Annotated in this window: 21 protein-coding genes and 1 tRNA gene; 7 read left to right on the top strand and 15 right to left on the bottom strand. The window is 59.9% G+C overall.

Going from position 1 to position 26,860, the window contains the following annotated elements:
* Window positions 1-97: 97 nt before the first annotated feature.
* The 8 genes from nrfD to OKC28_RS11215 all read right to left on the bottom strand — a co-directional run bounded on the left by nrfD (window position 98) and on the right by OKC28_RS11215 (window position 9,521).
* Window positions 98-1,048: a cytochrome c nitrite reductase subunit NrfD gene (gene nrfD, locus OKC28_RS11250; protein WP_256688239.1), complete on the bottom strand. Its 951-nt coding sequence runs from the start codon at window positions 1,046-1,048 to the stop codon at window positions 98-100.
* Window positions 1,049-1,084: 36 nt separating this feature from the next.
* Complete coding sequence (nrfC, locus tag OKC28_RS11245; RefSeq protein WP_256688240.1) at window positions 1,085-1,765, bottom strand: cytochrome c nitrite reductase Fe-S protein; 681 nt, start codon at window positions 1,763-1,765, stop codon at window positions 1,085-1,087.
* The gene (gene nrfB / locus OKC28_RS11240) at window positions 1,762-2,358 is read right to left on the bottom strand and encodes a cytochrome c nitrite reductase pentaheme subunit (RefSeq protein ID WP_256688241.1); all 597 of its coding nucleotides are present in this window, start codon (window positions 2,356-2,358) and stop codon (window positions 1,762-1,764) included. The genes nrfC and nrfB overlap by 4 nt, the downstream gene beginning before the upstream one ends.
* 53 nt (window positions 2,359-2,411) lie before the next feature.
* Complete coding sequence (nrfA, locus tag OKC28_RS11235) at window positions 2,412-3,857, bottom strand: ammonia-forming nitrite reductase cytochrome c552 subunit (RefSeq protein ID WP_256688242.1); 1,446 nt, start codon at window positions 3,855-3,857, stop codon at window positions 2,412-2,414.
* A 772-nt stretch (window positions 3,858-4,629) separates the two neighbouring features.
* Window positions 4,630-5,832 (bottom strand): anaerobic glycerol-3-phosphate dehydrogenase subunit GlpC, encoded by a 1,203-nt coding sequence (glpC, locus tag OKC28_RS11230; protein ID WP_256688243.1) that lies wholly within the window; start codon window positions 5,830-5,832, stop codon window positions 4,630-4,632.
* 51 nt (window positions 5,833-5,883) lie between these two features.
* Window positions 5,884-7,164 carry a glycerol-3-phosphate dehydrogenase subunit GlpB gene (gene glpB, locus OKC28_RS11225; RefSeq protein WP_256688244.1) on the bottom strand — a complete coding sequence of 427 codons (1,281 nt, stop codon included), beginning with the start codon at window positions 7,162-7,164 and terminating at the stop codon, window positions 5,884-5,886.
* The gene (gene glpA / locus OKC28_RS11220) at window positions 7,161-8,855 is read right to left on the bottom strand and encodes an anaerobic glycerol-3-phosphate dehydrogenase subunit A (protein ID WP_256688245.1); all 1,695 of its coding nucleotides are present in this window, start codon (window positions 8,853-8,855) and stop codon (window positions 7,161-7,163) included. The genes glpB and glpA overlap by 4 nt, the downstream gene beginning before the upstream one ends.
* Window positions 8,856-9,065: 210 nt before the next feature.
* Window positions 9,066-9,521: a YchJ family protein gene (locus OKC28_RS11215; RefSeq protein ID WP_081100689.1), complete on the bottom strand. Its 456-nt coding sequence runs from the start codon at window positions 9,519-9,521 to the stop codon at window positions 9,066-9,068.
* A gap of 130 nt (window positions 9,522-9,651) precedes the next feature.
* Here OKC28_RS11215 and OKC28_RS11210 point away from each other — a divergent pair, with 130 nt between their 5' ends.
* The 4 genes from OKC28_RS11210 to OKC28_RS11195 all read left to right on the top strand — a co-directional run bounded on the left by OKC28_RS11210 (window position 9,652) and on the right by OKC28_RS11195 (window position 14,897).
* Window positions 9,652-11,319, top strand: coding sequence for a methyl-accepting chemotaxis protein (locus tag OKC28_RS11210; protein WP_256688246.1), 1,668 nt, complete (start codon window positions 9,652-9,654; stop codon window positions 11,317-11,319).
* Window positions 11,320-11,424: 105 nt separating this feature from the next.
* Window positions 11,425-12,636: an ROK family transcriptional regulator gene (locus OKC28_RS11205; protein WP_256688247.1), complete on the top strand. Its 1,212-nt coding sequence runs from the start codon at window positions 11,425-11,427 to the stop codon at window positions 12,634-12,636.
* The gene (locus OKC28_RS11200; RefSeq protein WP_256688248.1) at window positions 12,633-14,216 is read left to right on the top strand and encodes an ATP-binding protein; all 1,584 of its coding nucleotides are present in this window, start codon (window positions 12,633-12,635) and stop codon (window positions 14,214-14,216) included. The genes OKC28_RS11205 and OKC28_RS11200 overlap by 4 nt, the downstream gene beginning before the upstream one ends.
* Window positions 14,217-14,897: a response regulator gene (locus OKC28_RS11195; RefSeq protein ID WP_256688249.1), complete on the top strand. Its 681-nt coding sequence runs from the start codon at window positions 14,217-14,219 to the stop codon at window positions 14,895-14,897.
* An 81-nt stretch (window positions 14,898-14,978) separates the two neighbouring features.
* On the opposite strand, the gene OKC28_RS11190 is transcribed toward OKC28_RS11195, so the two are convergent.
* From OKC28_RS11190 to OKC28_RS11165, 6 genes are all read right to left on the bottom strand, one after another.
* Window positions 14,979-16,511 (bottom strand): tripartite tricarboxylate transporter permease, encoded by a 1,533-nt coding sequence (locus tag OKC28_RS11190; protein ID WP_256688250.1) that lies wholly within the window; start codon window positions 16,509-16,511, stop codon window positions 14,979-14,981.
* A 9-nt stretch (window positions 16,512-16,520) separates the two neighbouring features.
* A complete protein-coding gene (locus tag OKC28_RS11185; RefSeq protein ID WP_256688251.1) occupies window positions 16,521-16,982 on the bottom strand; it encodes a tripartite tricarboxylate transporter TctB family protein in 462 nt (153 codons plus the stop codon).
* 42 nt (window positions 16,983-17,024) lie between these two features.
* Window positions 17,025-17,990 (bottom strand): tripartite tricarboxylate transporter substrate binding protein, encoded by a 966-nt coding sequence (locus OKC28_RS11180; RefSeq protein WP_256688252.1) that lies wholly within the window; start codon window positions 17,988-17,990, stop codon window positions 17,025-17,027.
* A gap of 239 nt (window positions 17,991-18,229) precedes the next feature.
* Window positions 18,230-19,747 carry a lytic transglycosylase F gene (locus OKC28_RS11175; RefSeq protein ID WP_256688253.1) on the bottom strand — a complete coding sequence of 506 codons (1,518 nt, stop codon included), beginning with the start codon at window positions 19,745-19,747 and terminating at the stop codon, window positions 18,230-18,232.
* A gap of 287 nt (window positions 19,748-20,034) precedes the next feature.
* Window positions 20,035-21,720 (bottom strand): aspartate:alanine antiporter, encoded by a 1,686-nt coding sequence (locus OKC28_RS11170; protein WP_021138261.1) that lies wholly within the window; start codon window positions 21,718-21,720, stop codon window positions 20,035-20,037.
* A gap of 773 nt (window positions 21,721-22,493) precedes the next feature.
* Window positions 22,494-22,569: transfer RNA gene (locus tag OKC28_RS11165), tRNA-Asn, on the bottom strand.
* Between the two features lie 133 nt (window positions 22,570-22,702).
* Here OKC28_RS11165 and uvrB point away from each other — a divergent pair.
* The 3 genes from uvrB to OKC28_RS11150 all read left to right on the top strand — a co-directional run bounded on the left by uvrB (window position 22,703) and on the right by OKC28_RS11150 (window position 25,810).
* Entirely contained in the window at window positions 22,703-24,715 is a 2,013-nt protein-coding gene (gene uvrB / locus OKC28_RS11160) for an excinuclease ABC subunit UvrB (protein ID WP_021138262.1), read from the top strand.
* Between the two features lie 41 nt (window positions 24,716-24,756).
* Window positions 24,757-24,981 (top strand): YkvA family protein, encoded by a 225-nt coding sequence (locus OKC28_RS11155; protein WP_087757344.1) that lies wholly within the window; start codon window positions 24,757-24,759, stop codon window positions 24,979-24,981.
* 175 nt (window positions 24,982-25,156) lie between these two features.
* On the top strand, window positions 25,157-25,810 hold the full coding sequence (locus OKC28_RS11150; protein WP_256688254.1) for a DedA family protein: 654 nt from the start codon (window positions 25,157-25,159) through the stop codon (window positions 25,808-25,810).
* A gap of 237 nt (window positions 25,811-26,047) precedes the next feature.
* Here OKC28_RS11150 and OKC28_RS11145 read toward each other — a convergent pair.
* Window positions 26,048-26,860, bottom strand: an 813-nt coding sequence (locus OKC28_RS11145) for an IS4 family transposase (RefSeq protein ID WP_270689228.1), incomplete at its 5' end; no start/stop codon positions are given.

Genomic DNA, 26,860 nt, shown 5'->3' with positions numbered 1-26,860 from the left:
CGCAGCAGGCGGGCGTGGGGCATAACCAGAACATTCAAACATCCAGCAACAAACAAGCGCCAGTCGCCCAAGGCGGCTGGCGCTTGCGATCAGTTTCTCATACCACCGTCATCTGGCCGGCATAGAGCACGAAGTAACGCAGCAGCAGTATCCCCACCAGCGTCAGGCTGCACACCAGCACCAGATGACTGTTGCGCTGACGCATTTGTGCTGGTAGCAGGGAGAGCAGCTGGGGCAGCAGCATGCCAATACCCACCACGCCAAGCCAGAATACCTGAGCCCAGAAGCCGCTGCCGATGGCGGCCCACATGGCCACCTCTTTCTGGCCGCCACCAAAGTAGAGGCCGGTAAAGAAGCAGACCAGCAGCAGCACCTCCACCGCCAGCACGGGTCGCTCGAAGCGGTGCACAAAGCTCACCCCCTGGCTGTGGTGATCCTCCTTGAACAGGGTGACCGCCAGCAGGATGGTGGAGGCAATGCCTGAACTGATGCCGGAGACCAGAAACAGCACCGGCAGCACAGGGTTGTTGAGCAGCGGATAGGTCTTGAGCGCCGAGAGCAAAAAGCCGGTGTAGGCCCCCAGCAGCACGGCGAGCAGCAACAGCAGTGGCGCCAACAGTGTCTCGAAGCGGGCAAGCCAAGCAATCAGCCCATCCACAAAGGCGAACCTCTCCTTGAGCAGGCGACGGCGCACCGCCTCAATGTCGGCTCTGAACACCACTGCCAGCCAGGCAAACAGCACCGCCATATAGACTTGAAACAGCATGACCCCCATCGACATCACTGAGTCGAACTGGTAGTGGAACATCAGCTTCCAGAAGGTCCAGGGACGGGCTAGGTGGAAGATGAGGATCAAGAGCCCCAATATCACGCTTAGCGGTGCCAGAATGGCGGTCGCCTTGATGATGCCGCTCTCGCTGCCAGCCCCTTTGCGGCGCAACAACACCGAGAGGCTGGTGGCCCCGGCGGAGATGCCGAGCAGAAAGAGGTAGATGGCGATGGGCCAGTCCCAGACAAGGGAAGGAAAATGAAATGCGTCATGCCACATGGTCATTCCCTCCCTGGGTTACTGCCACTTGCATGGTCATGACGTTATCTCCCCTTTGGGCACACGGTACATCTTGGGCGAGGTGCCGAGCGCCTGCTTGTAGCGATAGGTGGTCTCCTTCACCAGTCGTTTGGCGATGGGGCTATTTGGGTCATCCAGATTGCCGAACACCAGCGCCTTGGTGGGGCAGGACTCTACACACGCCGGCTCCTTGCCCGCCGCCAGATTGGTCTTGCGGCAAAAGTCGCACTTGTCCGCGACCTTGGTCACAGGGTTGATAAAGCGCACCTGATAGGGGCAGGCGGCCAGACAGTACATGCAGCCGACGCACAAGTCCGGGTCCACATCAACGATGCCATCCTCCTTGCGGATATGGGAGGCACCGGTCGGGCAGACATGCACGCAGGGTGCGTTGTCGCAGTGCTGGCAGGACTTGCGAAAGAAGTGGTACTCGGCATCGGGGAATGTGCCTATGGGGCCGGAGCGGATGATCTCGAGCCGCGAGACCCCTTCCGGCACCTGGTTCACCTCCCGGCAGGCATCCATGCAGGCGGTACAGCCGATGCAGGCCGCCTCGTCATGGATCATGCCGTAGCGTACCCCGTCTATGGTCTGGCTGTGGGCGAGGATGGCCGCGCTGGCGTGCACGGGGCCCGTCATCATGATCAGCGCCCCCGCGCTCATGCCCGCCATAAAGTCACGACGAGAGCAGCTCATTGTGCCTCCTTGCTCACGCTCGCCTGCTGAGCGGTTGCCTTGGCCTCATGCTGCTTGCTGTGGCAATCGACGCAGAGCTTGATGCGGGACTTTTCCGGTATGCCCACCATGGGCTCCTTGACCGGGTGCAGCGCATGGCAGCTGGTGCAGGTGAGCCTGGTGGCGTGTACGTCGTGAGCCCAAAGCGCCTCGCGCAATGGCTTGGGTTCGTGGCAGCTCATGCATACCCCGTTCTGCTCGGCGATGGGGTAAGCTTCCTTGCCTTGCGGAGAGTTGAAGCTGTCACTGAACCGCATCACATCCTTGACCCCTTCCCTGTGCTGGGGGGAGGGCTGGCCGTGGCAGTTGGTGCAGGTGACCGGCGCCAGGTTGTTGGGGTTGGTTGCCTGGCCATGTTTGCCGTGCATGCCGCTTGCCTGCTCTTTGTGGCAGTCGGTGCAGGCCTTGTCGGGGCTGCGTAAAAATTCCACTTCATGCGTCGCGGGCATGGCGGCGGGCGCGCTCGCGGCGTCGCCCGCCTGTCCCTGCAGGCTGGTGAGCAGCATGGCTGCCATCAGCATCAGTCGTAAAAAATCCATTGTTAAATCACCCATTGGAAGCCTCCATCAGCTGCGGGCCCGACTTGGGGCCGGGCCCGCAGGCGCCGTTACTGTGCCAGCCGTCCGGCCGCCTTGGCCTCGGCATCCCAGGCGGGAACTGTGGTCTTGAGGAACTGGGCCTTGTCTGAGTTCATCTGTTTCATGTCCATGCCAAGGGCGGCTTGCGCCTTCTCCTTGGTGGAGATGTCCGGCAGGGCGATCTCGTGGCTTATCCCCTTGGTCGCCAAGAGGCGTGCCAGCTTGGTGCGGGCATCGGCGGCTTTATCCAGAGCTGTGCCCAGCATGCGCAGTGCCACTTCCGGGGCGTGCATCTGCACCCCGTGGGAAGCGATGGAGAAGTCCCAGCGCCATTGGGCGTGACGGATGTCTTGCAGTATGTCTTTCATCTGCGCCTCGGTGGCGCCTGCATCCCAGGCCGCCTTGGCCTCGAAGTGGGCGTGCACCAGCTGCTTCTCGACCTTCAACTTGATCTCGGTCACCGCATCCTTGCGCTGCTGGACTATGCCTTGCAGCATCTCCTTGCTCTGGGTATGGCAGTTGCGGCAGGTCTGCTCGAAGCGATCGAAGGGGTTGCCGACCTTGTGATCCGTGTAGACCTTGCCCTGCTCGTTTTGCACCTTGGGCATGTGGCAGTCGACACAGGCGACGTTGTTCTGGCCGTGAATGCCGGCGCGCCAGGTCTCGTATTCAGGGTGCTGGGCCTTGAGCATGGGGGTCTTGGAGAGGGCGTGGGTCCAGTCGGCGAAACCAATCTCGTCGTAGTACTGCTCCATCTGCTCAACCGTGGTGCCCTTGTCCCAGGGGAATTTCACCGCCTTGGTGGGGCCGCTGAAGTAGTACTCCACGTGGCATTGGCCACACACCTGGGATTGCTGATCGAAACGACCCTGCTCCTTGAACGGCTTGCCGATGGCGGTCATGGCGCGGTCGGCATAGGGACGGGAGAGGTGCAGGGCGGGTTTGCCCTCCTTGAACTCTTTCGACGCCGTGTCGTGGCAGTCGGCGCAGCCTATGGTGTTGACGATTTCCGGGCCACCCTTGGCCCACATGCCCTTGAAGTAGCCATCTTCGCCTTTTTCATCGATGACGCGGGCCACATCCGGGCCTTTGCAGCTCCAGCAGGCCATGGGCAGGGGGCCATCCTCGGCGGTCTTGGGAGCACCGGTGCGCAGGGTTTCCCGTACGTCGGTCAGGGCATAGAAATGGCCGCGGGGCTTGTTGTAATCCTTGGAGAAGGGATAACCCCCCCACAGCACCACCATCTGCGGATCTTCGGCCAGGGCATCGGTGCGCATCGCGCTCTCGCTGGTCTCTTTCCAGCTGCTGAACTGGTCGACGTGATCCTTGGCGAACAGCTCGCTGCGTGCCTCTATCTTGCCCTTGGGGGTGGTGGCCTCATCGGCCTGTGCCAAGCCGCTGGCGCCAAAGCAGGTGGTAAGCAGCAGGGCGGCAAGGCCCAGTCTGGTCAGTCTGTTGTGTGAACTCACGATCATCACTCCCGAATCGATCTCATTGCCAAGCCTGACCGTTCCATCCTGGATGTGGGCATCAGCCCCCGCACTAGGCAGGAGCAGGCAGGCCGATTAATTGTTATTAGTGAATAAAACCCATGTAATTATGCGATTGCTCGGGTTGGATATTACCAAATGGGTAAAATGGATGATGATTTATCAGGACTGAGCTTGCGCTAGATCAATTGCCTGGGGGAGCAAGTGCCGGAAATGAGATCCCGGTTAAATAATGAGAAAACTCAACTTATTGACGCGCTTTGCCAGCATGACGTTGTGCCCTGTTGGCAATGTTGGTTGGTATGCCTGATGTGGCAAGGGTTGGCTTGAAATCGATCATGTGACTTATCTATTTATGGGTATAGATTCGTCGGTGAATATTTATTCTGTATTTGGGTGGGTTTTGAACCCGGTGAGAGGCACAGGAGAACCAGATTCAATCATCTCGCCTCTGCCTGTCATTCGCGGCAGTTTATTCGCACCGGGTACGTTTGATGAACTTGCTGAAATGAAAGAGCCGGCATGGGCCGGCTCGTTGCGTGTCTGTCTGGGTGATCTGCGATCAGACCAGGGCCTGGGCCAGCAGATGGACGGGATGCTCACAGCGGGAAATCGGAGTGCTCATCTCTGTATCCATCAGCGTGTTGCATCCCCCACTGTGGTTCCTTATGCCAGCGCCCGGGCAAGCAGTAGTATGGGATGTTCACAGCGGGAAGTCGGAGTGCTCATCTCTATATCCACCTGTCACTGTGCTCTCTTATGCCAGCGCCTGGGCAAGCAAGTGGATGGGATGTTCACAGCGAAACTCTGTGCTCATCTCGATCTGCCACTTGCAGGTCTCGCAGTCGGTGATGACCAGATCAGGCTTGAGGCGATTTATCTGATCAAACAACCCTTCACCTATGGCCTGGCTGGTTTCGTAGTTCTCCGACTTGAAACCGTAGGTGCCGGCGATGCCGCAGCACTGGGACTCCAGTACCGTCACCTTGACCCCGGGAATGGCGCGCAGCAATTCGAGGGTATAGATGACGCCGCCCATCTTCTCCATGTGGCAGGGGGTATGGTAGGCGATGTGCAGATTGAGCGGCTTCATGGCCGGTTTGTTGCCCTTGTAAAACTCGTTCCACAGGAAGCGGGTCACCAGCGAGATGCGATCCCGCACCTTGTGATTGTCCTGCTCCAGCAGGTGGGGGTATTCGTCCCGCAGAGTGAAGCCGCAGGTGGAGGAGGTGGCCAGCAGCGGCATCTCGTTGCCCAGCAGCGTGTTCTCAAGCTGCCTGATGTTGAAAGCCGCCTGCTGCTTGGCCTTGTCCATGAAGCCGTTGGCAATCAGCGGTACGCCGCAGCACTTCTCCCGCTCCAGCAACTGCACGCCTATGTTCATGGCGTTGAGCACCTGCACCAGCTCTTTGCCGAGCTGCGGGTGGTTGTAGTTGACGTAGCAGCCGTGGAAATAGGCTATCTGGCGCTCATATTGGGCCTGGCTGGCTTTCTGCTTCTTGTACCAGCCGCGGAAGGTGCCCTGGGAATATTTGGGCAGGTCACGGTGGGAGGAGACCCCCAGCGCCTTGTCCAGCACCAGCTTCATGGGCTTGAGGCCGGTGGTGAAGTTGACCACGGGGGCCATCAGGGTGGACATGCTGCCCATCAGGTCGGTGTGGGAGAGCACGAACTCGCGGATTCCGGGTTTGAAGCCGCTGTACTTGTCTTTGGCCTTGGCGATGATGTCGCCGATGCGCACGCCGCTCGGGCAGGCGACTTCACAGCGCTTGCAGTTGGTACAGTATTTGAGGGCGCTATCGAACAGCTCCGGGCTCTTGATCCGCAGCCGCTCGCCATCCGGGCCCGCCTGTTTGGGGCCGGGGTAGGCGGGGTTGGCCTTTGCCACAGGGCAGTAGGCGGTGCAGACGGTGCATTTGATGCACTGATCGAAGGTTTGGTTGGCGTGATCAAGTAGCATGTCAGTTCTCCTCCCGGCGATGATGAAGACACGGGATATGGGACGAAGTAATCATTGGGCCGCGCCCAGAATATGGCCGGCGGCCTGCCAGCCGGTGGCAACCGCCACGCCGGAGCCGGAGCCCTCTTTGATGGGGTCATAGTGAGCCAGCACGCTGCCCGCGCCATAGAGGTTGGTGAGCGGTTTGCCGCCGCGCATCACTCTGAGCATGTCGTCGGTCTTGACCCCGAAGCCCATGAAGGGGTGGTGGTCGAACAGGCGGCGACCGGCCCAGGCATCGCGCTCCTCCAGACTCAGCACATCGGCGTCGAAGATGGGCTCGCGAATGCCGCGCAGACGGGATTCGAGGCCGCGGCTGAAGAAGCTGCCGGAGGCGAGCACGAAGTGATCCGCTTCAAACAGCTGATCGTCGCCGTTCTGGCTGTGTACACCGAGCACCTTGTCCCCCTCGTAACGGGCGCCGAGCACCCGCTCGCTGGTGAGGAAGGTACCGCCCAGGGCCTGGAAGCGACGCTTGAGCGCCTCTTGCATCCGCATGCCGATGAGCGACGGCGGCATGGTCGCCACTTCCTTGATGGTGCAGCCGGTGCGTTTTTCCAGTTCCGCCAGACGGGGGCCGACCAGCCCCAGTGACAGGCAGGCGGGCAGCACCACATGGCGGCAGCCAGGATCGCTGCTCTCGTGCACCATGCGGCAGATTTCGCGGGCCAGATCTGCCAGCAGAGCGGGCTGGTCGCCCTTTTGTTTGTCAAACAGGCGGGCTATGTCGGCGGAGCGAAACTCGTGGGGATTGCGGCTGAACTCGGCGAGCTGGGGCAGGCGAATTTCCCCTGTCATGATGCGACAGTGGGCGAAGCGCGGATGGGTCGCCAGATTGGCGGCCGCGAGCGCCGGGTGAAAGTCGCGAAACCCTTCCAGGGTCGCCAGCAAGATGGCATCGGGAGCCGGCGTATCCGTCTGGCAGGCGCAGGTGTGGGGCGACAGCCAGGTGGATTTCAGGGTGCCTATGGGGGTCAGCCGCTGGTGGTTGGTCTCCTGGCGAAACAGGGGCAGCCCCTGCTCGTGGCAGTGGCGCTGCAGATCTGCAAGGCTCGCCTCTATGTTGGTCAGGCCTACTTTGCTGTAAGGGTGATCCGGGTGCTCCGCCATGAAGGCGGGCAGGGCGGCGCGGGGATCCCCCTCGCTCTCCAGCAGGTCGATGGAGCCGGAAGAGAAGTGCAGGGCACTCTGGCCAGAGGCCATCAGCAGTGTCTTCTGACCCGCTTCGGCGAGGCGCAGCGCCGCCGAGAGACCCGCCATGCCGCCACCTATCACGATACTGTCGAATTTCATGACTGCACTCCTTGAGTCAATGGGGCCTGGTTGTGATCCTCTGTCCTGGTCACAGGGGCGAGGGGAAAGGGGGGCTCGGCCACCAGATGGGGCGCCGTCCACTCTCCCAGACCAAACAGCCCTTCGTAGATCCAGTAGGTAAATTCCGCTTCCCGCAGGGCATCGCCCCACAGCACGGGGCGGGTACCCTTGTAACGCTCTTCCAGGAACTGGCGCAACATGACACAGGCCTCGCGGCCATCGGCCTTGCCATACTCCTGCATCAGACCGGCGGCCCGGTAGGCGCACAGCTCTCCCTGACAGGGGCCCATGCCGAGGCGCGTGCGGCGGCGCAGATCCACCAGGTTGTCCACGTCCAGCTCCCGCAGGGCGTATTCGATTTCGCCGGCTGTCACCATCTCGCATTCGCAGATGAGGGCGTTGGCCTTGGGGTTGTCACGAAAGAAGGCGATGACCCGCTCGCCGTGGCGATACTGGGCCGAGCCTTCTGCCGGGGCCGACAGACCGGGGGCGGAGACTTTCTCCGGATCCCGCGAGCCGGGCAGGCTGAGTTCGGCGGTGCGGCACGGCTTGGTGTTGCCTATCTTCCTGGCGATAAGGTCGGTGGCCCACTCGGCCATCAGCCGGTAGGTCATCAGCTTGCCGCCGGTGATGGTGTTGAAACCCTGTAGTCCGTCGCGCTCGGCATGATCCAGCAGCACTATGCCGCGGCTGATGTTGCGGCCTGTCTCGTCGCCATCCACCGCCACCAGGGGGCGAACCCCGGCGTAGGCGCGCAGCAGACGGGTGCGGGCCATGATGGGGGCGAGCTTGATCCCCTCACGCAGCAGCACCTCCACCTCGTCCGGATCCACAGTGAGCTGGTCAATCTTGTGATAGTCGATGCGGCTTGAGGTGGTGCCGATGAGGGAGATGGTATCGCCAGGCACCAGTATGTCCGCATCCGCCGGTTTGCGAGCGCGGTTGAGCACCATCTGATTGATGCGGTAATCCATGATGAGCAACGACCCCTTGGCCGGGAACATGCGGATGCCGAGATCGGCGTACTCGCAGATCTGTTGGCCCCAGATCCCGGCAGCGTTCACCACCTCCTGGGCCTCCACCTCGAAGGCTTCACCGGTGCGGGTGTTGATGGCCTTGACGCCATAGACCCTGTCCTGATTGCGCAGCAGCCCCAGCACCTTGCTGTGGGTGAAAATGCGCGCGCCGTGTTCCTTGGCATCCAGTACGTTGGCGGCGGCGAGGCGGAAAGGATCCACAGTGCCGTCCGGTACTTGAATAGCCCCTATCAGGGCCGGGTTGACGTTGGGCTCGAGGCGCAGCGCATCGGCCGGATCCAGCTGGCGTGTATCTATACCCGCCAGGGCGCAGGCATCCATAAAGGTTTTTTGAAAATGGATGTCATCTTCCGGCAGGGTGACGAAGAGGCCGCCCGTGTCCTCGACGCAGTGGCTGGCTATCCGCTTGAGGATGCGGTTTTCCTGAATGCACTCGCGGGCGGATTCCGGATCCGTCACCGCATAGCGGGCGCCAGAGTGGAGTAAACCGTGGTTGCGGCCCGTGGTGCCGGCGGCGATGTCATCGCGCTCCAGCAGGATGCAGTCGATGCCGCGCAGTGCGCAATCGCGCATGATGCCGGCTCCGGTTGCGCCACCCCCTATGATGACGACTTGTGTGGTTATTCTTTTCATTCTTGCCCGTCTCATCTCTTCCAGATGGGAACAGTGTCCCTTACTCATGGGATGAAATGTTTGATATGGGCCAAATTAATGTTCGTAAACGCGCATAAATGACAAGGGCATGAGCATTATGTGACGGGAGTCACAAGAGACAGCCGCAGGCGTCACCGGCGAACAAAGAAAAAGGGCGCCGAGCACCCCAAAAGCGTGATGGTCGAGCCTTTAACCGCAGCACTTCTTGAACTTTTTGCCGCTGCCACAGGGGCAGGGGTCGTTGCGCCCTGCCTGCAGCGGTGCCGGATCCTGCTCGCCATCGGCATAGACCCAGCGCCCCTGATGGCGCACGAAGCGGGAACGCTCATGCAGGCAGTGGCGTTCATCTCCCTCCCGGAACCAGGCCTTGAATTCCACCATGCCGGTGTCGTCCAGCGGACCACCCTGAGCGGCGAGGATATCCAACCCGTCCCAGCGGGTGTCGGTCTGGGAGAGTTGATCTGCCGTCAACCCACCCAGATGATCAGGGTGCCAGCTGTGTACCAGATAGTCGCCCAGCCCCAGCACGAAGGCACTGTAACGGGAGCGCATCAGCTGCTCCGGTGTGCGGGCCTCGGCACCCTGGTGCAGTGATCCACAGCACAGTTCGAGAGAAAGAGTGGAACCGCAAGGACATTTGTTCATGTGTCAGCCCATCAGGGTCGATAGATAAAGGTGCGGGGATTGTAGCGAAAGCGGGTCCCCGTCGACCAGCGTCCTATACTGGTCAGGTAGGAACGGAACACCAATAAAAACAGCAGCAAGGATGTGAAAAATGACGCTAAAACAGAAAATTCTGTTGTTGGGAGCCGTCCCCGTGCTCCTGATGGCTCTGGTAGTCAACCTCAGCAATTACATGATCTCCAAGAGCGATCTCGAAGCCGATCTGATCGTTGCGCGGGAGACTGCGATCAAGGAGCGCAAGGCGCTGCTCAGCAGCTATCTGATGCTCGCCAAGACGGCTGTCGACACTGTCTACAACCAGCCAGATACCCCGGAAGTGCGCAAGCAGGTAGCCGAAATATTGCGGCCGCTGCGCTACAGCAGCGATGGCTATTTCTTCGTTTACGACTTTCAGGGCAATACCGTCTTGTTGCCGACCCGTCCCGAGATGGAGGGCAAGAACCGTTGGCAGGACAAGGATGCCAAAGGCAAGCTGCTGATCCAGGAGATCGTCAAAGCCGCCCGTCAGGGAGATGGTTTCTCCGAATACTGGACCGCCAAGCCTTCTATCGGGCGGGATGCGCCCAAGCTCTCCTTCAACCTGGTGCTCGACAAATATGAGTGGATTATCGGCACCGGCTTTTATATCGACGACATAGACAACGAGCTGGCGGCGCTACGCACCGAGCGCGAGAACAACATGCACAACTCCCTGCAGAGCAGTGTGCTGCTGATCCTGGTGATACTGGGCATCACCCTGGTGGCGACAGTGGTGATAGGCAACCGGGTTACCCGGCCGCTGGCAGATGCGGTTCAGGCACTTAATGACATCGCAGACGGTGAGGGGGATTTGACCCAGCGCCTCAAGGTGCAGAGCAATGATGAAATTGGCCAGCTGGCCACGGCGTTCAACCGCTTCGTCGAGCGGATCCAGTCGGTGGTGAGCCAGGTGGGGGAAACCAGCAATCATCTGTTCAGTGCCGTGGAGAAGTTGCACAGCTTGAGCGAACACTATGATCATCAGATGCAGGGCCACAGCAGAGAGACGGATCAGGTGGTCACTGCCGTGACCGAGATGAGCTCCACCGCGCAGGAAGTGGCGGCCAGTGCCTCCAACGCGGCGACGGCCACCAGTGACGCGGCTCGGGAGTCCGACGCCGCCCGTGGTGTGGTGGGCACCGCCATCAACAGCATCAACCGGCTGGTGGGGGAGGTGCATACCGCCTCCGGGGTCATCGAGCAGCTGGCCCATGAAACCGGCAAGATTGGCTCTGTGGTGGAGGTCATTCGCGGCATTGCAGAGCAGACCAACCTGCTGGCGCTCAACGCCGCTATCGAAGCAGCCCGGGCTGGTGAGCAGGGGCGCGGCTTTGCGGTCGTTGCAGACGAGGTGCGCTCCCTGGCGGGCCGAACCCAGCAGAGCACCAAAGAGATCAACGAGATGCTTCAACGGCTGCAAAGTGGCGTCAAACAGGCGGTAGACGTGATGCAGGCCAGCGAGGAGCGCAGCCAGGAGACGGTACAGGAGGCAAGCCATATCGCCACCTCACTCGACAGCATGGTGATGGCGGTCAGCACCATCAACGACATGAATATCCAGATTGCCACCGCCGCCGAGGAGCAGCATGCGGTGTCGGAGGAGATCAACAAGAACCTGGTGGCCATCCAGCAGATCGTCAGCGAGCTGACCGATGCGGCTGTGGAGTCCAACAGCACCACCCGCGACCTGGCCAGCACGGGTGACAAATTGCGTAAACTAGTCTCCCAATTCCGTTATTGATCGCATTTTTGCCGTCTGGACGTCATTTCCAGACGGCAAATTTGGGGATCGGCAGAGAATGTGGGAAAATTGCCGCCATCCGTTCCTTTCGTTAACCCGTACCCTATGAATGAGATCGTGAAAGGCAGTATCGATTTGATCCGTCAGCTCAACTATGGCCTGGTCTACGCCAGCCTGGAGGAGCACAAGGAGCTGTCCCGTACCGATCTGTCCCGTTTGACCGGCCTCTCTCCGGCCAGCATCACCAAGATCACCCGTGAACTGCTTGATGGCGGTCTGGTGGTGACCTGTGGCGAAAGCTCGGTGGGGCGTGGTCGCCGTCAGACCCTGCTGCGCATCAACGAACGCCGCTTCCAGTTTCTCTCCATGCGCCTCGGCCGTGGCTATGTGGACATGGCCCTGTTCGATCTGGCCGGTCGCTCTCTTGCCCGTCATCGTCATACGTTCAGCGAAGCGGAACGCGCCGATCTGCTGGCCAGTCTGGTGCGAGCCATTGAGGGTTTCCTGCCAAAGAAGGCGTTGCGCCTTGCCTGTATCGCCCTCTGTCTACCCGGGCAGGTGGAGCGTCACTCCGGCATGGTGAAACACTTCCCCTTCTATGATCTGCGCAACTGGCCACTTGGTCCGACCCTGCAACAGGCGTTCGAGGTGCCCGTGTTGGTCAGTGGTGACGTGCGCACCTGGATCCAGGCCGAGCGTGAGTGGGGTGCCGCCAAAAATTGTGCCGATGCTGTGCTGGTGTTCGTCCACAACGACATAGGTGTCGGCATGGTGGTCAACGGTCAGCTCATCGAGAGCGAGTCGGCCCTGCTCGGCGATCTCAGCCACCTGCAGCTCGAACCCTATGGTCAGCGCTGCTACTGCGGCGGCTTTGGCTGCGCCTGTACCCTGGTGACCAATCAGGCGCTGGAGGCGCAATACCGGGATCTGCGCGAGCGCATGCAGGAGTATGACTTGCCGGAAACTGTCACCATCCGCGAGTTGTGCGAGCTGGCGTTGGCGGGCAACAGCCTGTGTCAGGACATTCTCCATCAGGCGGCCGGTCGTCTCTCCCGGGTGCTATCCAACCTCATCTGTCTGCTCAATCCGGGCAAGCTGCTGCTGGGGGGGGAAATAACCCGCGCCGATCGGCTGCTGTTCCCCATGCTGCACCAGTCTCTGGCCAGCCAGTTGCCGGCCGAATACCTGGTGCGGCTGCAGATCGAATCCACCCATTTCTACGAAGATCCCACCAAGCCCACCTCGGTACAGGTGCACAAGGCACTGCGCGATGGCAGCCTGCTGCTCGACTTGTTGCGAGGCGACAAGGAGGCATGACGCTCGGGTTGCAAGGACGCTTCCTGCTCATGCTCTGTCTGGTCAGTCTGCTGCAACTGGTGTTGCTGAGCGGGGCCAGTTACTACTACGTTTCCGAGCAGCGCTACCAGGAGGTAGGCGATCAGGCCCTTGACGTGGCGCGGCTGGTGGCCCGTGAGCCCGGCGTCATTGCCGGGGTGAAGCGGGGCGACACAGCCCGGCTCAATGTGCTGGTTGAGCGGATCCGCGCCGAAGTCGGTGCCAGTTACATCGTCATTGGTGACAGCAAGGCGCGGCGGCTGGTGCACCCCAATGCGGATCGCATCGGCCAGCCCATGGTGGGGGACGATCCTGCCCGTGCCCTGCAAGGAGAAGCCTATATTTCCCGTGCCCAGGGGTCGCTCGGTGTCTCGGTGCGCGGCAAGGGGCCGATCCGCAACGAGATGGGACAGGTCATTGGCGTGGTGTCGGTCGGTTATCTGGTGCGCGACATAGACGCAGATCTACAGGATTTTTTGCGCTTTGGTCTGGCGATGACCCTGCTCATCGTCTTGCTCAACAGCGCCGCTGCCGCCTGGCTGGCGCGGCGCTACAAGCGGGCCATCCTGGGGTTCGAACCCGAGCAGATCGGGCGCCTCTATGCCGAGCTGGATTGCACCCTGCGTACCGTACGCGAGGGGATCCTCACCATAGATGAGCAAGGCAGGCTTACCTCCCTCAACCCGAATGGCATCAGGCTGCTGCGCCTCGATGAGCAGGCAGCGAGGGCGGCCATCGGCCAACCTGTCACCCAACTGTTGCCTGAAAGCCGCATGCTCTCCCTCATTCAGGATCCGCGCCCCCAGTTTGATGAAGAGATAGTGCTCAACGGCCAGCAGCTCATCGTCAACCGGCTGCCGTTGGTGCGGGACGGCAAGCTGATCGGCGCCGTATCGAGCTTTCGCCGCAAGGATGAGCTGGCCGAACTCAGTGCCCAGCTCTCCCAGGTACAGGCATACAGTGACCTGTTACGGGTACAGACCCACGAACACAACAACCAGCTCGGCACCATAGCCGGCATGATAGAACTGGGTGCTACCCAGGAGGCGCTCGCCTTCATCGGACGGGAAGCGGCTACCGAGCAAACCTTGCTCAGCTTCTTGATGGGGGCCATTGCCAAGCCCAAGGTGGCAGGGCTGTTGCTTGGCAAGTATCACAGGGCCCACGAGCTGGGGCTGGTGTTGGTGGTAGACCCGGATTCCCGTCTGCACGACATTCCCCTTCGTGTGAGCGGTTCCCAGCTGGTGACACTGCTGGGCAATCTCATCGACAATGCCTTCGAGGCGACCCGTCGCCACGGTGCGCCTTACCAGCCGATCCGGGTCTCGTTGAGCGATCTCGGCCAGGATCTCATCCTGGAGGTGGAGGACGGAGCCGGCGGCATAGATCCTGCCCTGGCAGACAGGTTGTTCGAGCGCGGGGTCAGCAGCAAGACGGAGCCGAATCACGGCATCGGCCTCTCTCTGGTGCGCAAGACGCTGGATGCCCTGCAGGGGACCATCACCATCGAAGCCACGGCGCAGGGAAGTTGCGTCGTCTGTTACATTCCCAAGGAGGTGTGAGTGATCAAGATCCTGATCGTCGAAGATGATCCGGCCATCGCCGAGATCCACCGCCGCTTCGTTCAGCGGCTGGCGGGCTTCGAGGTGCTGGGGGTGGCGCTCACCCTGTTCGATGCCAGAGAGCAGATTGGCATCCTCAAACCCGATCTGGTGTTGCTGGATGTGTGGCTGCCCGACGGAGAGGGTTTTGCCCTGCTGCGTGAACTGCGTCAGGCCGGGGCCTGCCTGGATGTCATCCTGCTCACTGCCGCACGGGAGGCGACCGCCTTGCAGGAGGCGATGCGGCTCGGGGTGGTGGACTTCATCCTCAAACCCGTGGTGTTCGAGCGGCTGCGGGATACCCTTGATAACTATTGCCAGAGCCGCGCGGCCCTGGCGGCCCTTGCAGACATCGATCAGCAGGCGGTGGATGCCCTGCTCGGTACACCGCTGCAGCAGGTGGCGGCCGCTGGCCTGCCCAAAGGGATAGACGCGCTTACCCTGCAACGGGTGCTGGCGGCATTGACCAGCGTTGGGGCCAGCGCCGAGGAGATAGGCAACCGTGTGGGGGTGAGCCGCACCACGGCGCGCCGTTATCTGGAGTTTCTGGTGGGCCAGCAGCTGGCGAGCCCTGAGCTGGAATATGGCACCGTCGGGCGGCCGGAGCGCCGTTATCAGTCAATACAGAAGCGCCAACACTGACGCATCAGCATGCTGCACTCATCTTTGATGTCATAAAAAGAGCGCCTTTGGGCGCTCTTTTACATTGCAAGCTCATGGGGATCAGGTCGGCTCCGAGTGCAGCGTTTCCACTGGCGCCCTGCGAGCCTGCCACCACTGCCAGATTGGCAACAGCAGCATCACCAGGGTGACCAGGGTGAAGCCGAGGGTGATGGGACGCTCCCACAGAAAACTCAGGGAGCCGTCGTTGATGACCAGAGCCCGGCGCAGGTTGTCCTCCAGCATGCCACCCAGAATGAAGCCGAGCAGCATGGGAGCCATGGGGAAGTCCAGCAGGCGCAGGCCGATGGCGATCAGCGCCACCAGTGCCATCACATGAATGTCCATGGTATTGAAGGAGACCAGATAGACACCGGTCAGAGAGAACAGCAGTACCATGGGAATGAGCACGGGGCGCGGCACTGCCAGTACCCTTGCCAGGTAAGGAATAAGCGGCAGGTTGAGGATCAGCAGTACCACGTTGCCCAGATACATGGAGATGATCACCGACCAGAAGACGTCCGGGTGCTCCATGAAGAGGCGAGGGCCCGGCTGAATGCCATAGGCGATGAGCGCCCCCAGCATCAGTGCCGTGGTGCCCGAGCCCGGGATCCCCAGAGTCAGCAGGGGCACGAAGGCACCACTGGAAGCCGCATTGTTGGCCGCTTCCGGCGCGGCAATGCCGGTCAGGCTGCCCTTGCCGAATTCATCCCGCTTCGCTTTGCGGGAGAAGTTTCGCTCGGCACCATAGGCCATGAAAGAGGCGATGGTGGCGCCGGCACCCGGCAGCACGCCGATGAGAAAACCCAGCACAGAGGAGCGCACTATGGGTGGGGCTATCTCTTTTACTTCTGCCTTGCTCAGCTTGAGAGATCCGAGTTGCTGGATCTTGTTCGCCTCCTCGTCACGGGAATCTTTGCCCGGGCGCAGCACCGTCATCAGGATCTCTGCCAGGGCGAAGGTGGCCATGGCCAGCAGCAGGAAGGAGAAGCCATCGCGCAAGTCCGGCAGGCCGAAGGTGAATCTGTCCACCCCGACGCTGCGATCGATGCCGACGGTGGAGAGCATGATGCCAAACAGCGCCATGATCAGCGCCTTGAGTACCTGTCCCTTGCCGGCGAAGGCGGCCACGGCGGAGAGTCCCAGTACCATGAGGGCGAAGTAGTCCGCCGACTGGAAGGAGAGGGACACCTTGGCGAGCAGCGGTGCCGCCACCATCAGGAAGATGGCCGACAGAGTGCCGCCGGTGAAGGAGGCGTAGGCCGCGATGGCCAGCGCCTTGCCGGCCTGGCCCTTGCAGGCCAGGGGATAGCCGTCGATGGCGGTGATCATGCTGGCCGAGCAACCCGGTGTGTTGATCAGAATGGAGGAGGTGGAGCCACCGAACATGGAGCCGTAGTAGACCCCGGCCATCAATATGATGCCGGAGGCCGGATCCAGCCCGTAGGTGATGGGGATCATCAGGGCGATGGCGGTGACCGGGCCCAGCCCCGGCAGCATGCCGATAAAGGTGCCGACGAAGCAGCCTACTATCACCATGAAGATGTTGATGGGCATCATGGCGGTGCCCAGGCCTTGCAAGATTCCGTCTAACATGTGATTTCCTTATCCCAGCAAGTAGGTGAACAGCCGACCCGGTTCGAGGTAGACATTGAGCACCTTGGTCAACAGAGCCCAGAAAATGAGGGTGAAGGGCACACTCACCTTGCAGGCGAAGGAGAGGCTCCGCTCGCCCATCAAGCGGATCCCGCCGATGAGGAACAGGGTGGTGGCGATGACAAAGCCGAGCCAGCCGAGGGCCACCCCATAGATCAGCATCAGCAGCAGCAAGGCAAATACCAGCCGCCAGTTACCGGCTTCTTTATGCAGTCTCTCTCCGCCAGGGAAACAGATCAGCAGCAGGGAGAGCAGGGCGCCGACGCCTGACAGGGCATAGGGCAAGGTGCTGGCGGTAAAGGGTTCATACTCGTCCCCGGGATAACCGGGGATCAGGGTGGCGTGATAGCCATAGGCGAGGGAGAGCAGCAAAAACAGCAGCCCCCCGAGCCGCTCCTTGGTCATGTGCATAACGGTGACTCCAATGGGCGGGCCTCGCCCGCCACTGAGGGATTATTTGATGAAGCCGAGCTCACGCATCAGGCTGCCGATTTGCTGCTCCTGGCTGTTGAGAAAGGCGGTGAATTCGGGACCGGACTGGTAGAGATTGGTCCAGCTGTTGCGGGCGCGGACCACTTCCCACTCCGGCTTGTCATACATCTGCTTGAGCAGGGCGGCAAACTCGGCGGATTTTTGCGCACTGACAGTGGGGGAGGCAAAGTAGCCACGCCAGTTGGCAAACACAGTGGGATTGCCTTGCTCGCTAAAGGTCGGGATCTGGCTGGCATCCGGCATCCGCTCGGGGGCTGTGACGCCAAGGATCCGCATCTGGCCGGATTTGACCGCCTCCATCGCTTCGCCAAAACCGGTGGAGAGCACCTGTGTCTCTCCCGCCAGCACTGCGGCCATGGCGCTGCCGCCCGCATCATAGGCCACATAGCGCAGCTTGCTGGCATCTGCCCCTCCATTCTTGAAGGTCATGGCCGCCACCAGATGATCCAGGCTGCCACGGGCGGATCCGCCGGCTATCTTCACCTTGGCAGGGTTGGCTTCATAGGCCGCCAACAGTTGGGACCAGTTCTGATAGGGCGAGTCCAGCGGTACGGCCAGTGCCTGATAATCGGCAATAATGGCGGCGACCGGCGTGAGATCCCGGAAGGACTGCGGCAACTCCTTGGAGAGGGATTTGACGATGATGGGGGTGGAGTTGACCATCAGCGTCTTGTCGGACTGGGCCGAGGTCTCGATCAGGTGGGCGATGGCCTTGGCGCCACCACCGGCCGAGATGTTCTGATAGGAGGCGGTGGTGATGAGGCCGGACTTGGTCAGCGCCTCGCCGGTCCCCCGGGCCGTGTTGTCCCAACCACCGCCGGCCCCGCCCGGGATCAGAAAGTGGATGTCATCTATTTTGGCCTGTACGCCGAGGCTGGCGCCAAGCAGGCAGCAGAGCAGGGTGCGCTTGAGGGTTCCTTGCAACATGATGTACTCCTTGTGATTGTTGCAAAGAGGTTAATTAATCATGTCGGGTTGGAGAACAATCTGACCGTAATGGCTATTAAGGCTGTTCTGGTCATTTTGTGCATTTTGGTCATGGGCAGACGCTTTGTTGCTGAAAGATGGCTTGATGTCGCGCTGGCCAGGAGCTGGAGGTAAAAAACACCGGGCTCCCCGCTTGAAAAGGGGGAGCCCGGTTCGTGCTGGCAGCGGCTTGGTCGCCACTACGTTTTTGCCGCTGAGGAAACCTTGTCGCCGATGGTCTCCTGCTGTTTGATGGTTTCAGTGGCCTGCTGTTTGCGCTGCAGCTGCTCCATCACCAGCTTGTAGGCGATGTAGTACTTGTAGATGTTGCCCACGTAGGTCACTGTTTCTGGCCCTATTTTCTCGGCCGCCACATACTCGACGTTATGAAACCAGATGTTGGGATCCAGTCCCCGTTTCTTGGCCTCTGTCCGCAGTCGTGCCACCCGGGCGGGGCCGGCATTGTAGGAAGCAAATGAAAACAAGGCCTTGTCGAGGGCCGTCATGGGCTCGTCGGCGTAGTAGTGATCGATCATCCAGCGCATGTATTTGACGCCACCGTGGATGTTGGGTTCGAGCTGGCGAACGTCGCCTACCTTCAGACCTTTGCCGGTGGCGGGCATGATCTGCATGATGCCGATGGCGCCGACCGGGCTGCGCGCCTTGTGGTTGAGTGCTGACTCCTGATAGCCCTGAGCCGCGATCAGCAGCCAGTCCACATCGAAACGCTCGCCGTACTGGCGAAACAGATCTACCAGCTGCAGGAATTTCTTGCGCTCAGTCTCGGCGGCAGCGCTCTTGACGAATTTGTTCTGCTTGAGGTAACGGGCCAGGATGTCCTCTCCTGTGGCCTTACCCCGCTGGGCTGCTATCTGCTCGTTGAGCATGGCGAGCAACTTGGGACTTTCCTTGCGTACTGCCCAGGCGATGACACCCCTTTCACGGAATGCGGGTTGTTCGTGGATCTGGATGGCGGGAAAAATCTTCTTCCAGAAGCGAGCCTTGTGCTCATCCATGATGATGAAGGGCAGCAGGCCGGCATTGACCATCTCCACCAGATCCTCATCTTCCAGGGATTCCGGGGCAGGCTTTATGTCGATGAGGGGCTCACCCGCGGTTTTGCGGGCCTGGTTATAGGCGATGAGGCTCTCGAAGTAACTTGAAGAGGGGCGCACATGGACAGTTTGGCCGCCGAGTTCGGCGACACTCTCCACCCTGGGTGAGTGAGGCCCAGAGATCAGCAGTTCCCGCACGTTTTCCAATAAGGGATTGGTAAACGCCACACCCTGCTTTTTGCGCTGATCCGTGATGGTGAGGTTGGCTGCCGCTATGTCACCTTTGCCGTCGATCAGGGCTTGCAGCAGGGCTTCACGGGCCACCGGAATGAAGACGAACTGCAGCTTGAGGTGGCGCTTGATGGCCTTCTGTTTGCGCAGCTGATCGTTGAGCCGTTTTTCTACCTGCATGAAAGCATCGTAGGTTACGCCCCGTTGGACCCCTTTGTTGATGAAGTAGCCGGTCTTGTTGTAGGTGGTGAGAACCCGGATGGTGCGTCGTTCCAGCATGTCATCGAGGTCACCAAACAGGGGGCGGGACAGTTCCTCTGCGCTAAATGCCAGGGACGCCGGCACGTCGTCGGGCGCTGCAGTCGATTCAGCCGCCGTGGCCGGCGCCAGGCTGCACAGCATCCAGCCCAGGATGATCCATAACCTTTTCATGATGAGTACCTCACTCTTTTCATTGAGTGTAAGTGGCAGGCAAGGGGCTGCTTAGCTCATTGAGTTTGGTCCAAGGTGTCAGATAGCACCATTGGCTCTATTTTGTGGTACTGCAGCCGTCTCGTTCGAGATGGTCAAGCATGCCTGTTGGGGCAGAGGTGTGATGCGGATGGCTGCGGACACGAGATGTTGCGGTATCTGGCAGAGGACAGGGAATGGGAAAACCGTGAAATGTAGAAGGGGAACCATAACGGCTCCCCTTTTATTGCAGCAAATCCGATGTGGCGTTAGAACCAGAAGCCGATGATGAAGGACCCCGCCAGGGTCAACATGACGTTGGCCACCGCATAGGTACCCGCATAACCGAGCGCCGGAATGGAGCTGTTGGCTGCTTCGTTCACCACGTCCATGGCCGGGGCGCAGGTGCGGGCCCCCGTGATGGCACCCAGCAGCAGTGCCGGGTTCATCTTCAACACCCAGACCCCGAACAGATAGCCCACCAGCACCGGCAAGGTGGTCACCAGCATGCCGGAAAAGAGCACCACCATACCCACTTCACTCAGGTGGTCGAGGATGCCGCCACCGGCTTTCAGACCCGTGCTCACCATGAAGACGGCGAGCCCCAGATCCTTGGCCAGACGCAATGCCCCGGGCGGCACATAGCCGACTGTGGGGTGGTTGGCGCGCAGGTAGCCCATCAGGATCCCTGCCAGCAGCAGGCCGACGGCGTTGCCCAGACCAAACTCGAGCTGGCCGAATACTAGGGAGACGGAGCCAATCAGCAAACCCAGCACGAAGAAGGTGGTGAAGGCGACCAGATCCGTGGTCTGGCTGTGGATACTGATAAAGCCGATCTTGTTGGCCAGCAGCTTGACCCGCTGCTTCTCGCCGCTGATCTGCAGCACGTCACCCTTTTGCAGCATGATGTTGCGATCAAACGGCATCTCTATCTGGGACCGTACCACCCGGTTGAGGAAGCAGCCTTTCTCGGTGAGGTTGAGCTCCACCAGATGGCGCCCGACTACCCCATCGTTTTTCACCACTATCTCTTCGGTAACTATTTGAAGATCCAGCAGGTTACGGTCGAACACCTCTTTACCGTTGCGGTAATTGACGTCGAGTTTCTCGTGGCTTTCCGGATAGCCTACCAGGGCGATCTCGTCCCCTTCCTGGATGACGGCATCACCATCCGGGCTTGCCAGTATGCCGTTGCGGCGGATCCGCTCCACATAGCAGCCGGTGTGGGGATAGATACCGGTTTCCCGCAGAGTACGACCACCAATCCAGGCTGCGAGCTCGGGGCCGACCCGATAGGCACGGATGATGGGGAGGTAGGTTTTGCGGCTTTCGTTGTCCGACAGTCCACGTTCACGGGCGATCTTCTGCGCTTCTGTACTCAAATCCAGCCTAGCCAGTGAAGGCAGGTAGCGCACCACCAGCATCAGGCCTACCAGGCCGACCAGATAGGTCAGCGCATAGCCAATGCCCATGTTGTCGAGTACGGACTGCATGTCTGTCTTGTGAGGCAGGTTGAGCAGGCCGCTGCGCAGGGCATCCTGCGCACCAACCAGGGCCGGGGTTGAGGTGAGCGAGCCCGCCAGGATCCCGGCGGCCATGCCTGGCCCCAGGTTGAAGAACTTGGCCAGCCCCACTGTCAGCAGCAGCGCCGTCAGCAGGATCACCAGAGTGAGGGTGATGTAGTGAATGCCGTCCCGCAGGAAGACGCTGAAAAAGTGCGGCCCCGCCTCTATCCCCACGCAGAAAATGAACAGCATGAAGCCGACGTTCTCCGTGGTGGCGGTGAACTCGAAACCCATCTGGCCGAACAGCAGGGCGGTAAACAGCACGCCTATGGTGTTGCCAATCTGGAAATTGCCGAGCCTGACTTTGCCGAGCAACAGGCCGAAGGCCAGTACCACGAACAGCAGCAGGGAGTCGCTTTGATGTAACAGTGTCACGAAATCTATGGTCATGCCCGGAAAAACCGAGGAAAAAAGTGGGACCGATATTGTGCCGGATCCCTTACCAATAAAGAAGCGCCAAAGGAGGATTAATCGGTAGCAAGCTGCCTTGCTGCCCCTTGGTTGAGGGAAAACACGGGGCAACCAGGAAGATCCGCTCTATTTCGCGCTGTCTGCCCCGCTGTCAATTAGTGATTCCTGCTATCTGTGATCCTTGTCCGCATGACCTGCTTGAAAATTTATTCCCTGCTGTTTGGGAGAGTCGTTTCGCGGTTTTTCAGCATATCTGACTGAAGAGCGGGGGAGGAGTCAGGAACCGGTTCAAGGGGCAGGTACGGATGCTGACCCACTGTTCGCGGGATAGCGAAAAGATATCTGGAAAAGGCATCTGATGGCCGGTGTTTCGACCCATTTAGGGGGGCATTCAAAAACAGCAGAAAATGAGGTTGGGAAGAGAAATCGGAGCCGGTCGATGGCAATGGCCTGCCAAGCTAGGCAGTGACTGGGTTTGACTGACTTACCCACAGATTCTGTGGATAACCCTGTGTGTGAAACTTGGCGATCAGGCTGCAGGCCGCGCCAATACTGGGTTGCAAGGGCTGTTCAAAAAATACCGGAAGAAAAATGTTTCTATAAAAATCAAATAGTTAGGCGCAACAGAACAAAACGCTGCTGGCATGGACAGGGAGACAAATGGGGGATGTCACCGCAGTGAGCGGCTTGTGCATTAAAATCGGCAGAGGAAAGCACTAAAGTGGATAACTTGCACCGAGATGGTGAGGAATTGGCTCCCCCGACTGGACTTGAACCAGTGACATACGGATTAACAGTCCGCCGTTCTACCGACTGAACTACGGGGGAACATCAGGCAAGGAGGGGCATCATACAGAGGTCGCTTTTTGAGGTCAATAGCCGCTTGGGCAGGAGAGTGGATACCCAGGCCACCCCAACTCGGAGTACACTTCTTCCTTGCCGTTTTTTGCCGGGAGTCGTCATGAGCAAGTTATTTCAGTTGGCCAGCCAGTTTCAACCCGCAGGGGATCAGCCAGAGGCGATCGCCCGTCTGCTTGATGGCATCGAGTCCGGCCTGGCCCATCAGACCCTGCTCGGGGTGACAGGTTCGGGAAAGACCTTCACCATGGCCAACGTGATCGCGACCCTGAACCGCCCCACCATGATCATGGCCCCCAACAAGACGCTGGCTGCCCAGCTCTATGGCGAGATGAAAGAGTTTTTCCCCGAGAATGCGGTGGAGTATTTCGTCTCCTACTACGACTACTACCAGCCCGAGGCTTATGTACCGACCACGGACACCTTCATCGAGAAAGATGCCTCCATCAATGATCACATCGAGCAGATGCGGTTGTCGGCTACCAAGGCGCTACTGGAGCGGCGTGACGTCATCATAGTTGCGTCCGTGTCGGCCATCTATGGTCTGGGGGACCCCCAGGCTTACCTCAGCATGATGCTGCACCTCAAAGTCGGGGACGTGATCAACCAGCGGGATATACTGCGTCGTCTCGCCGAGCTGCAATACACCCGCAATGACATGGCATTCCAGCGCGGTACCTTTCGGGTGAGGGGAGAGGTGATCGACATCTACCCCGCCGAGTCGGACAAGCTGGCGCTGCGCGTGGAGCTGTTTGATGAAGAGGTGGAGCGGCTCTCCCAGTTCGATCCCCTGACCGGTGCCATCGAGCAGACGGTGGTGCGCTACACCATCTATCCCAAGACCCATTATGCCACCCCGCGCGAAACCATTCTGGGTGCCATTGAGCATATAAAGGTGGAGTTGAAAAGCCGCCGGGAACAGCTGCTGTCTCTCAACAAGCTGGTGGAGGAGCAGCGCATCAGCCAGCGCACCCAGTTCGACATGGAGATGATGCAAGAGCTGGGCTACTGCTCCGGTATCGAGAACTACAGCCGCTACCTCTCCGGTCGTGCACCGGGGGAGCCGCCGCCCACCCTGTTTGACTACCTGCCAGGGGACGGCCTGCTCATCATCGATGAATCCCACGTGACGGTGCCGCAGATCGGCGCCATGTTCAAAGGGGACAGATCCCGCAAGGAGACGCTGGTGGAGTACGGCTTTCGTCTGCCCTCGGCACTCGACAACCGGCCCCTCAAGTTCGATGAGTTCGAGGCCCTGATGCCGCAGACGGTGTTTGTCTCGGCTACCCCTGGTCCCTACGAGCTGGGTAAATCCGGCGATGACGTGGTGCAGCAGGTAGTGCGCCCGACCGGTTTGCTCGATCCCGAGATAGAAGTGCGCCCGGTGACCACCCAGGTGGACGATCTGCTCTCCGAGATCCGGCTGCGGGTCGCGGTGGAGGAGAGGGTGCTGGTGACGACCCTCACCAAGCGGATGTCGGAGGATTTGACCGAATATTTGGCGGATCATGACGTTAGAGTGCGCTACCTGCACTCGGATATCGATACCGTAGAGCGGGTGGAGATCATTCGCGATCTGCGCCTCGGCAAGTTTGACGTGCTGGTCGGTATCAACCTGCTGCGAGAGGGGCTCGACATGCCGGAGGTCTCTCTGGTGGCCATCCTGGATGCGGATAAAGAGGGCTTCCTGCGCTCCACACGCTCCCTCATTCAGACCATTGGCCGCGCCGCCCGCAACCTCAACGGCAAGGTGATCCTGTACGGGGATTCCATCACCAACTCCATGAGAGTAGCCATTGAGGAGACGGAGCGTCGTCGCACCCTGCAGCATGCCCATAACCTCGAACACGGCATAACCCCCAAAGGGCTCAACAAGTCGGTGGGGGATGTGATGGACATGGGGGGCAGCCGCAGTGCAGGCAAGACGGGCAGGGGAGGTCGGAAGGCTGCCGAGCCACAAGGGGAGTACCATGTTCGCTCCGCTGGCGAGATCGCAAAAGAGATCAAACGGATGGAAGAGCAGATGTTCCAGCATGCGCGGGATCTGGAGTTCGAGCAGGCAGCGGCGCTGCGAGACCAGATCCAGCAGTTGCGCCACGAGTTGATCGAGAGTTGAACAATAAGCCGAACGGCAAACGCTGGCTCATCTGGCGGCGCATGCGCCGTCTCTATCAGGGCTTTCGCCATCCTGCCACTCCCTGGTGGGCCAAGGGGCTGGTGATCCTTATCCTGCTCTATGGCCTCAGCCCGGTGGATCTCATCCCCGATGTGGTTCCCCTGCTTGGCTGGTGCGATGACCTGACCCTGCTGCTGCTTTTGTTGTGGGGATGGGAGAAGTGCCTGCCCGAACATGTCAGGCTGACACTGGATAAACGAGACTGAACCAGCCTCCCCCTTAATCAGGGGTGAACAGGCGTTGGTTATTTATGATTTTTTGGATAAAAAGGGAATCGATTGAGCTTCGCCTTTCGTTGATTAAAAAGAGCTCAATGGGAAGATTGTGACCCTGAATGCATTGGCGTAGACTCCACGCCGTTCACTTCATGAGTATGAAAAAATGGATCTGATCCTGTTTGCGATTGACTTTATTCTGCACGTTGACGTGCATTTGAGAGAACTTTTTGAAAACTATGGCGTCTGGGTTTATGCCATCCTGTTCCTGATCATCTTCTGCGAGACAGGGCTTGTGGTCACTCCCTTCCTGCCGGGTGACTCACTGCTGTTTGCTGCTGGTGCCCTCACAGTGGGCAGTGTGCTGGATGTTCATACCCTGGCGGCCCTGCTGATCATCGCTGCCGTGCTGGGCAACGTGGTCAACTACACCATTGGCCACTTCTTCGGCGAGCAGCTGTTCCGCAACCCTGACTCCAAAATTTTCCGTCGGGATTATCTGGACAAGACTCACGCTTTTTACGACCGCCATGGTGGCAAGACCATTATCATCACCCGTTTCCTGCCAATCGTGCGAACCTTTGCTCCCTTCGTTGCAGGCATGGGTGCCATGACCTATCCGCGCTTCCTGGTATTCAACCTGGTGGGGGGGCTGTTGTGGGTTATTTCCTTCGTGTATGCCGGCCACTTCTTTGGCAATTTACCCGTGGTGCGTCAGAACTTTACGCTGCTCATCTTCGGCATCATCTTTATTTCCTTGTTGCCCATGGTCATCGGCATGGCAAAGGCCAGGATGCACACCAGCAAGGCAGCATCCTGATCGGCGCATCGCTGACGGGCAGGTCATAAAAATGGGAGCCACTGGCTCCCATTTTTATTGTGTGAACACTGGCTCGGCCGCAGTGGTGCACCTTGAGCAGGTTGCCGATAGCCAGGATCACAAACGCCAGAGGCAGGCGGCAAAGATGGTATTCAGCCCCATGAAGAAGGGGGGGAAAGCGGGTGAGGTCATAGAAGTTGATTGAAAAAGGGAGCCAATAAAAACAATGCCAGTCAGTTAAGCCTGACTGGCATTGTTTTTATTGGCTTTTTTTACACTGTATTTCTGTGGCCTTGGCTTCACGCAGCGGGGGTAACTTCGTTCCCTTCGTGCCGGCAGCACAAACTGCCCCGCCTGCTGCTCCAGCTCCGCCACCCGCTTCGGGATAGTCCCCGGGGACATGTACGGCATGCAACTCAGTTCATGGATGAGGTACACCGATGCCATGTGAAAGCTCAGCTGGCTTGCCGTGTATCCCTTTAGACTCGCCGCCATCTTCACCATCTGGCTGCGCAGCAGGTTGTACGCCAGCAGCACGCCCCACAGCTCTTGCCGTATCCCCGTCGCCTTCTTGCTGCGCAGGGTCAGCCGGTGTTGTTGCAGGCTGTGCTTCATCTCCCGATAGCCCAACTCGATTTCCCAGCGATGGCTGTAGAGCTCGACGATGTCGGTGCCCACAAAGCGCATCGGGTCGACCATTGAGGTCAGCACTTGCCGCTCTTTGCCGTTGATGGTGCGGGTCAGCAAGCGGGCTTCCACTGTGTCCGGCAGTTGCGGCCACTTCTTGCGTGCCTGTGGACTGGTCTTGAGCTGCACCAGTACATCCTGGCGCCCCAGCTTGCGTACCACCTCGTACTGCGTGCCCTTTTTGAGTGGCAGCAACCAGTGCCGCTCGCTGCCGGTGGTGTGCCAGGCATGGAGTAGACCGAGGGAGTAAAACCCCTTGTCGAACAGGGTCAGCGAGTGGTCCGGCGTGCGCGCGACAAGCTGTTCGGCCAACACCATCTCGTTGACGGTGCAGCTCTCCATGACGGCCTGAACAAGCAGGTG

The organism is Aeromonas sp. D3, assembly GCF_027705025.1.
GTDB classification, from domain to species: domain Bacteria; phylum Pseudomonadota; class Gammaproteobacteria; order Enterobacterales; family Aeromonadaceae; genus Aeromonas; species Aeromonas salmonicida.
This window is presented reverse-complemented; position numbering and strand designations above follow the sequence as displayed.

Excerpts from the sequence above, each read along its gene's own strand:
- OKC28_RS11190 (WP_256688250.1), bottom strand. The coding sequence starts at position 16,511 with ATGTTAGACGGAATCTTGCAAGGCCTGGGCACCGCCATGATGCCCATC.
- glpA (WP_256688245.1), bottom strand. The coding sequence starts at position 8,855 with ATGAAAAGAATAACCACACAAGTCGTCATCATAGGGGGTGGCGCAACC.
- nrfD (WP_256688239.1), bottom strand. The coding sequence starts at position 1,048 with ATGTGGCATGACGCATTTCATTTTCCTTCCCTTGTCTGGGACTGGCCC.
- nrfA (WP_256688242.1), bottom strand. The coding sequence starts at position 3,857 with ATGATCGTGAGTTCACACAACAGACTGACCAGACTGGGCCTTGCCGCC.
- glpB (WP_256688244.1), bottom strand. The coding sequence starts at position 7,164 with ATGAAATTCGACAGTATCGTGATAGGTGGCGGCATGGCGGGTCTCTCG.
- OKC28_RS11180 (WP_256688252.1), bottom strand. The coding sequence starts at position 17,990 with ATGTTGCAAGGAACCCTCAAGCGCACCCTGCTCTGCTGCCTGCTTGGC.
- OKC28_RS11200 (WP_256688248.1), top strand. The coding sequence starts at position 12,633 with ATGACGCTCGGGTTGCAAGGACGCTTCCTGCTCATGCTCTGTCTGGTC.
- OKC28_RS11170 (WP_021138261.1), bottom strand. The coding sequence starts at position 21,720 with ATGACCATAGATTTCGTGACACTGTTACATCAAAGCGACTCCCTGCTG.
- uvrB (WP_021138262.1), top strand. The coding sequence starts at position 22,703 with ATGAGCAAGTTATTTCAGTTGGCCAGCCAGTTTCAACCCGCAGGGGAT.
- OKC28_RS11185 (WP_256688251.1), bottom strand. The coding sequence starts at position 16,982 with ATGCACATGACCAAGGAGCGGCTCGGGGGGCTGCTGTTTTTGCTGCTC.
- OKC28_RS11155 (WP_087757344.1), top strand. The coding sequence starts at position 24,757 with ATGCGCCGTCTCTATCAGGGCTTTCGCCATCCTGCCACTCCCTGGTGG.
- glpC (WP_256688243.1), bottom strand. The coding sequence starts at position 5,832 with ATGCTACTTGATCACGCCAACCAAACCTTCGATCAGTGCATCAAATGC.
- nrfB (WP_256688241.1), bottom strand. The coding sequence starts at position 2,358 with ATGGGTGATTTAACAATGGATTTTTTACGACTGATGCTGATGGCAGCC.
- OKC28_RS11210 (WP_256688246.1), top strand. The coding sequence starts at position 9,652 with ATGACGCTAAAACAGAAAATTCTGTTGTTGGGAGCCGTCCCCGTGCTC.
- OKC28_RS11205 (WP_256688247.1), top strand. The coding sequence starts at position 11,425 with ATGAATGAGATCGTGAAAGGCAGTATCGATTTGATCCGTCAGCTCAAC.
- OKC28_RS11175 (WP_256688253.1), bottom strand. The coding sequence starts at position 19,747 with ATGAAAAGGTTATGGATCATCCTGGGCTGGATGCTGTGCAGCCTGGCG.
- nrfC (WP_256688240.1), bottom strand. The coding sequence starts at position 1,765 with ATGAGCTGCTCTCGTCGTGACTTTATGGCGGGCATGAGCGCGGGGGCG.
- OKC28_RS11150 (WP_256688254.1), top strand. The coding sequence starts at position 25,157 with ATGGATCTGATCCTGTTTGCGATTGACTTTATTCTGCACGTTGACGTG.
- OKC28_RS11215 (WP_081100689.1), bottom strand. The coding sequence starts at position 9,521 with ATGAACAAATGTCCTTGCGGTTCCACTCTTTCTCTCGAACTGTGCTGT.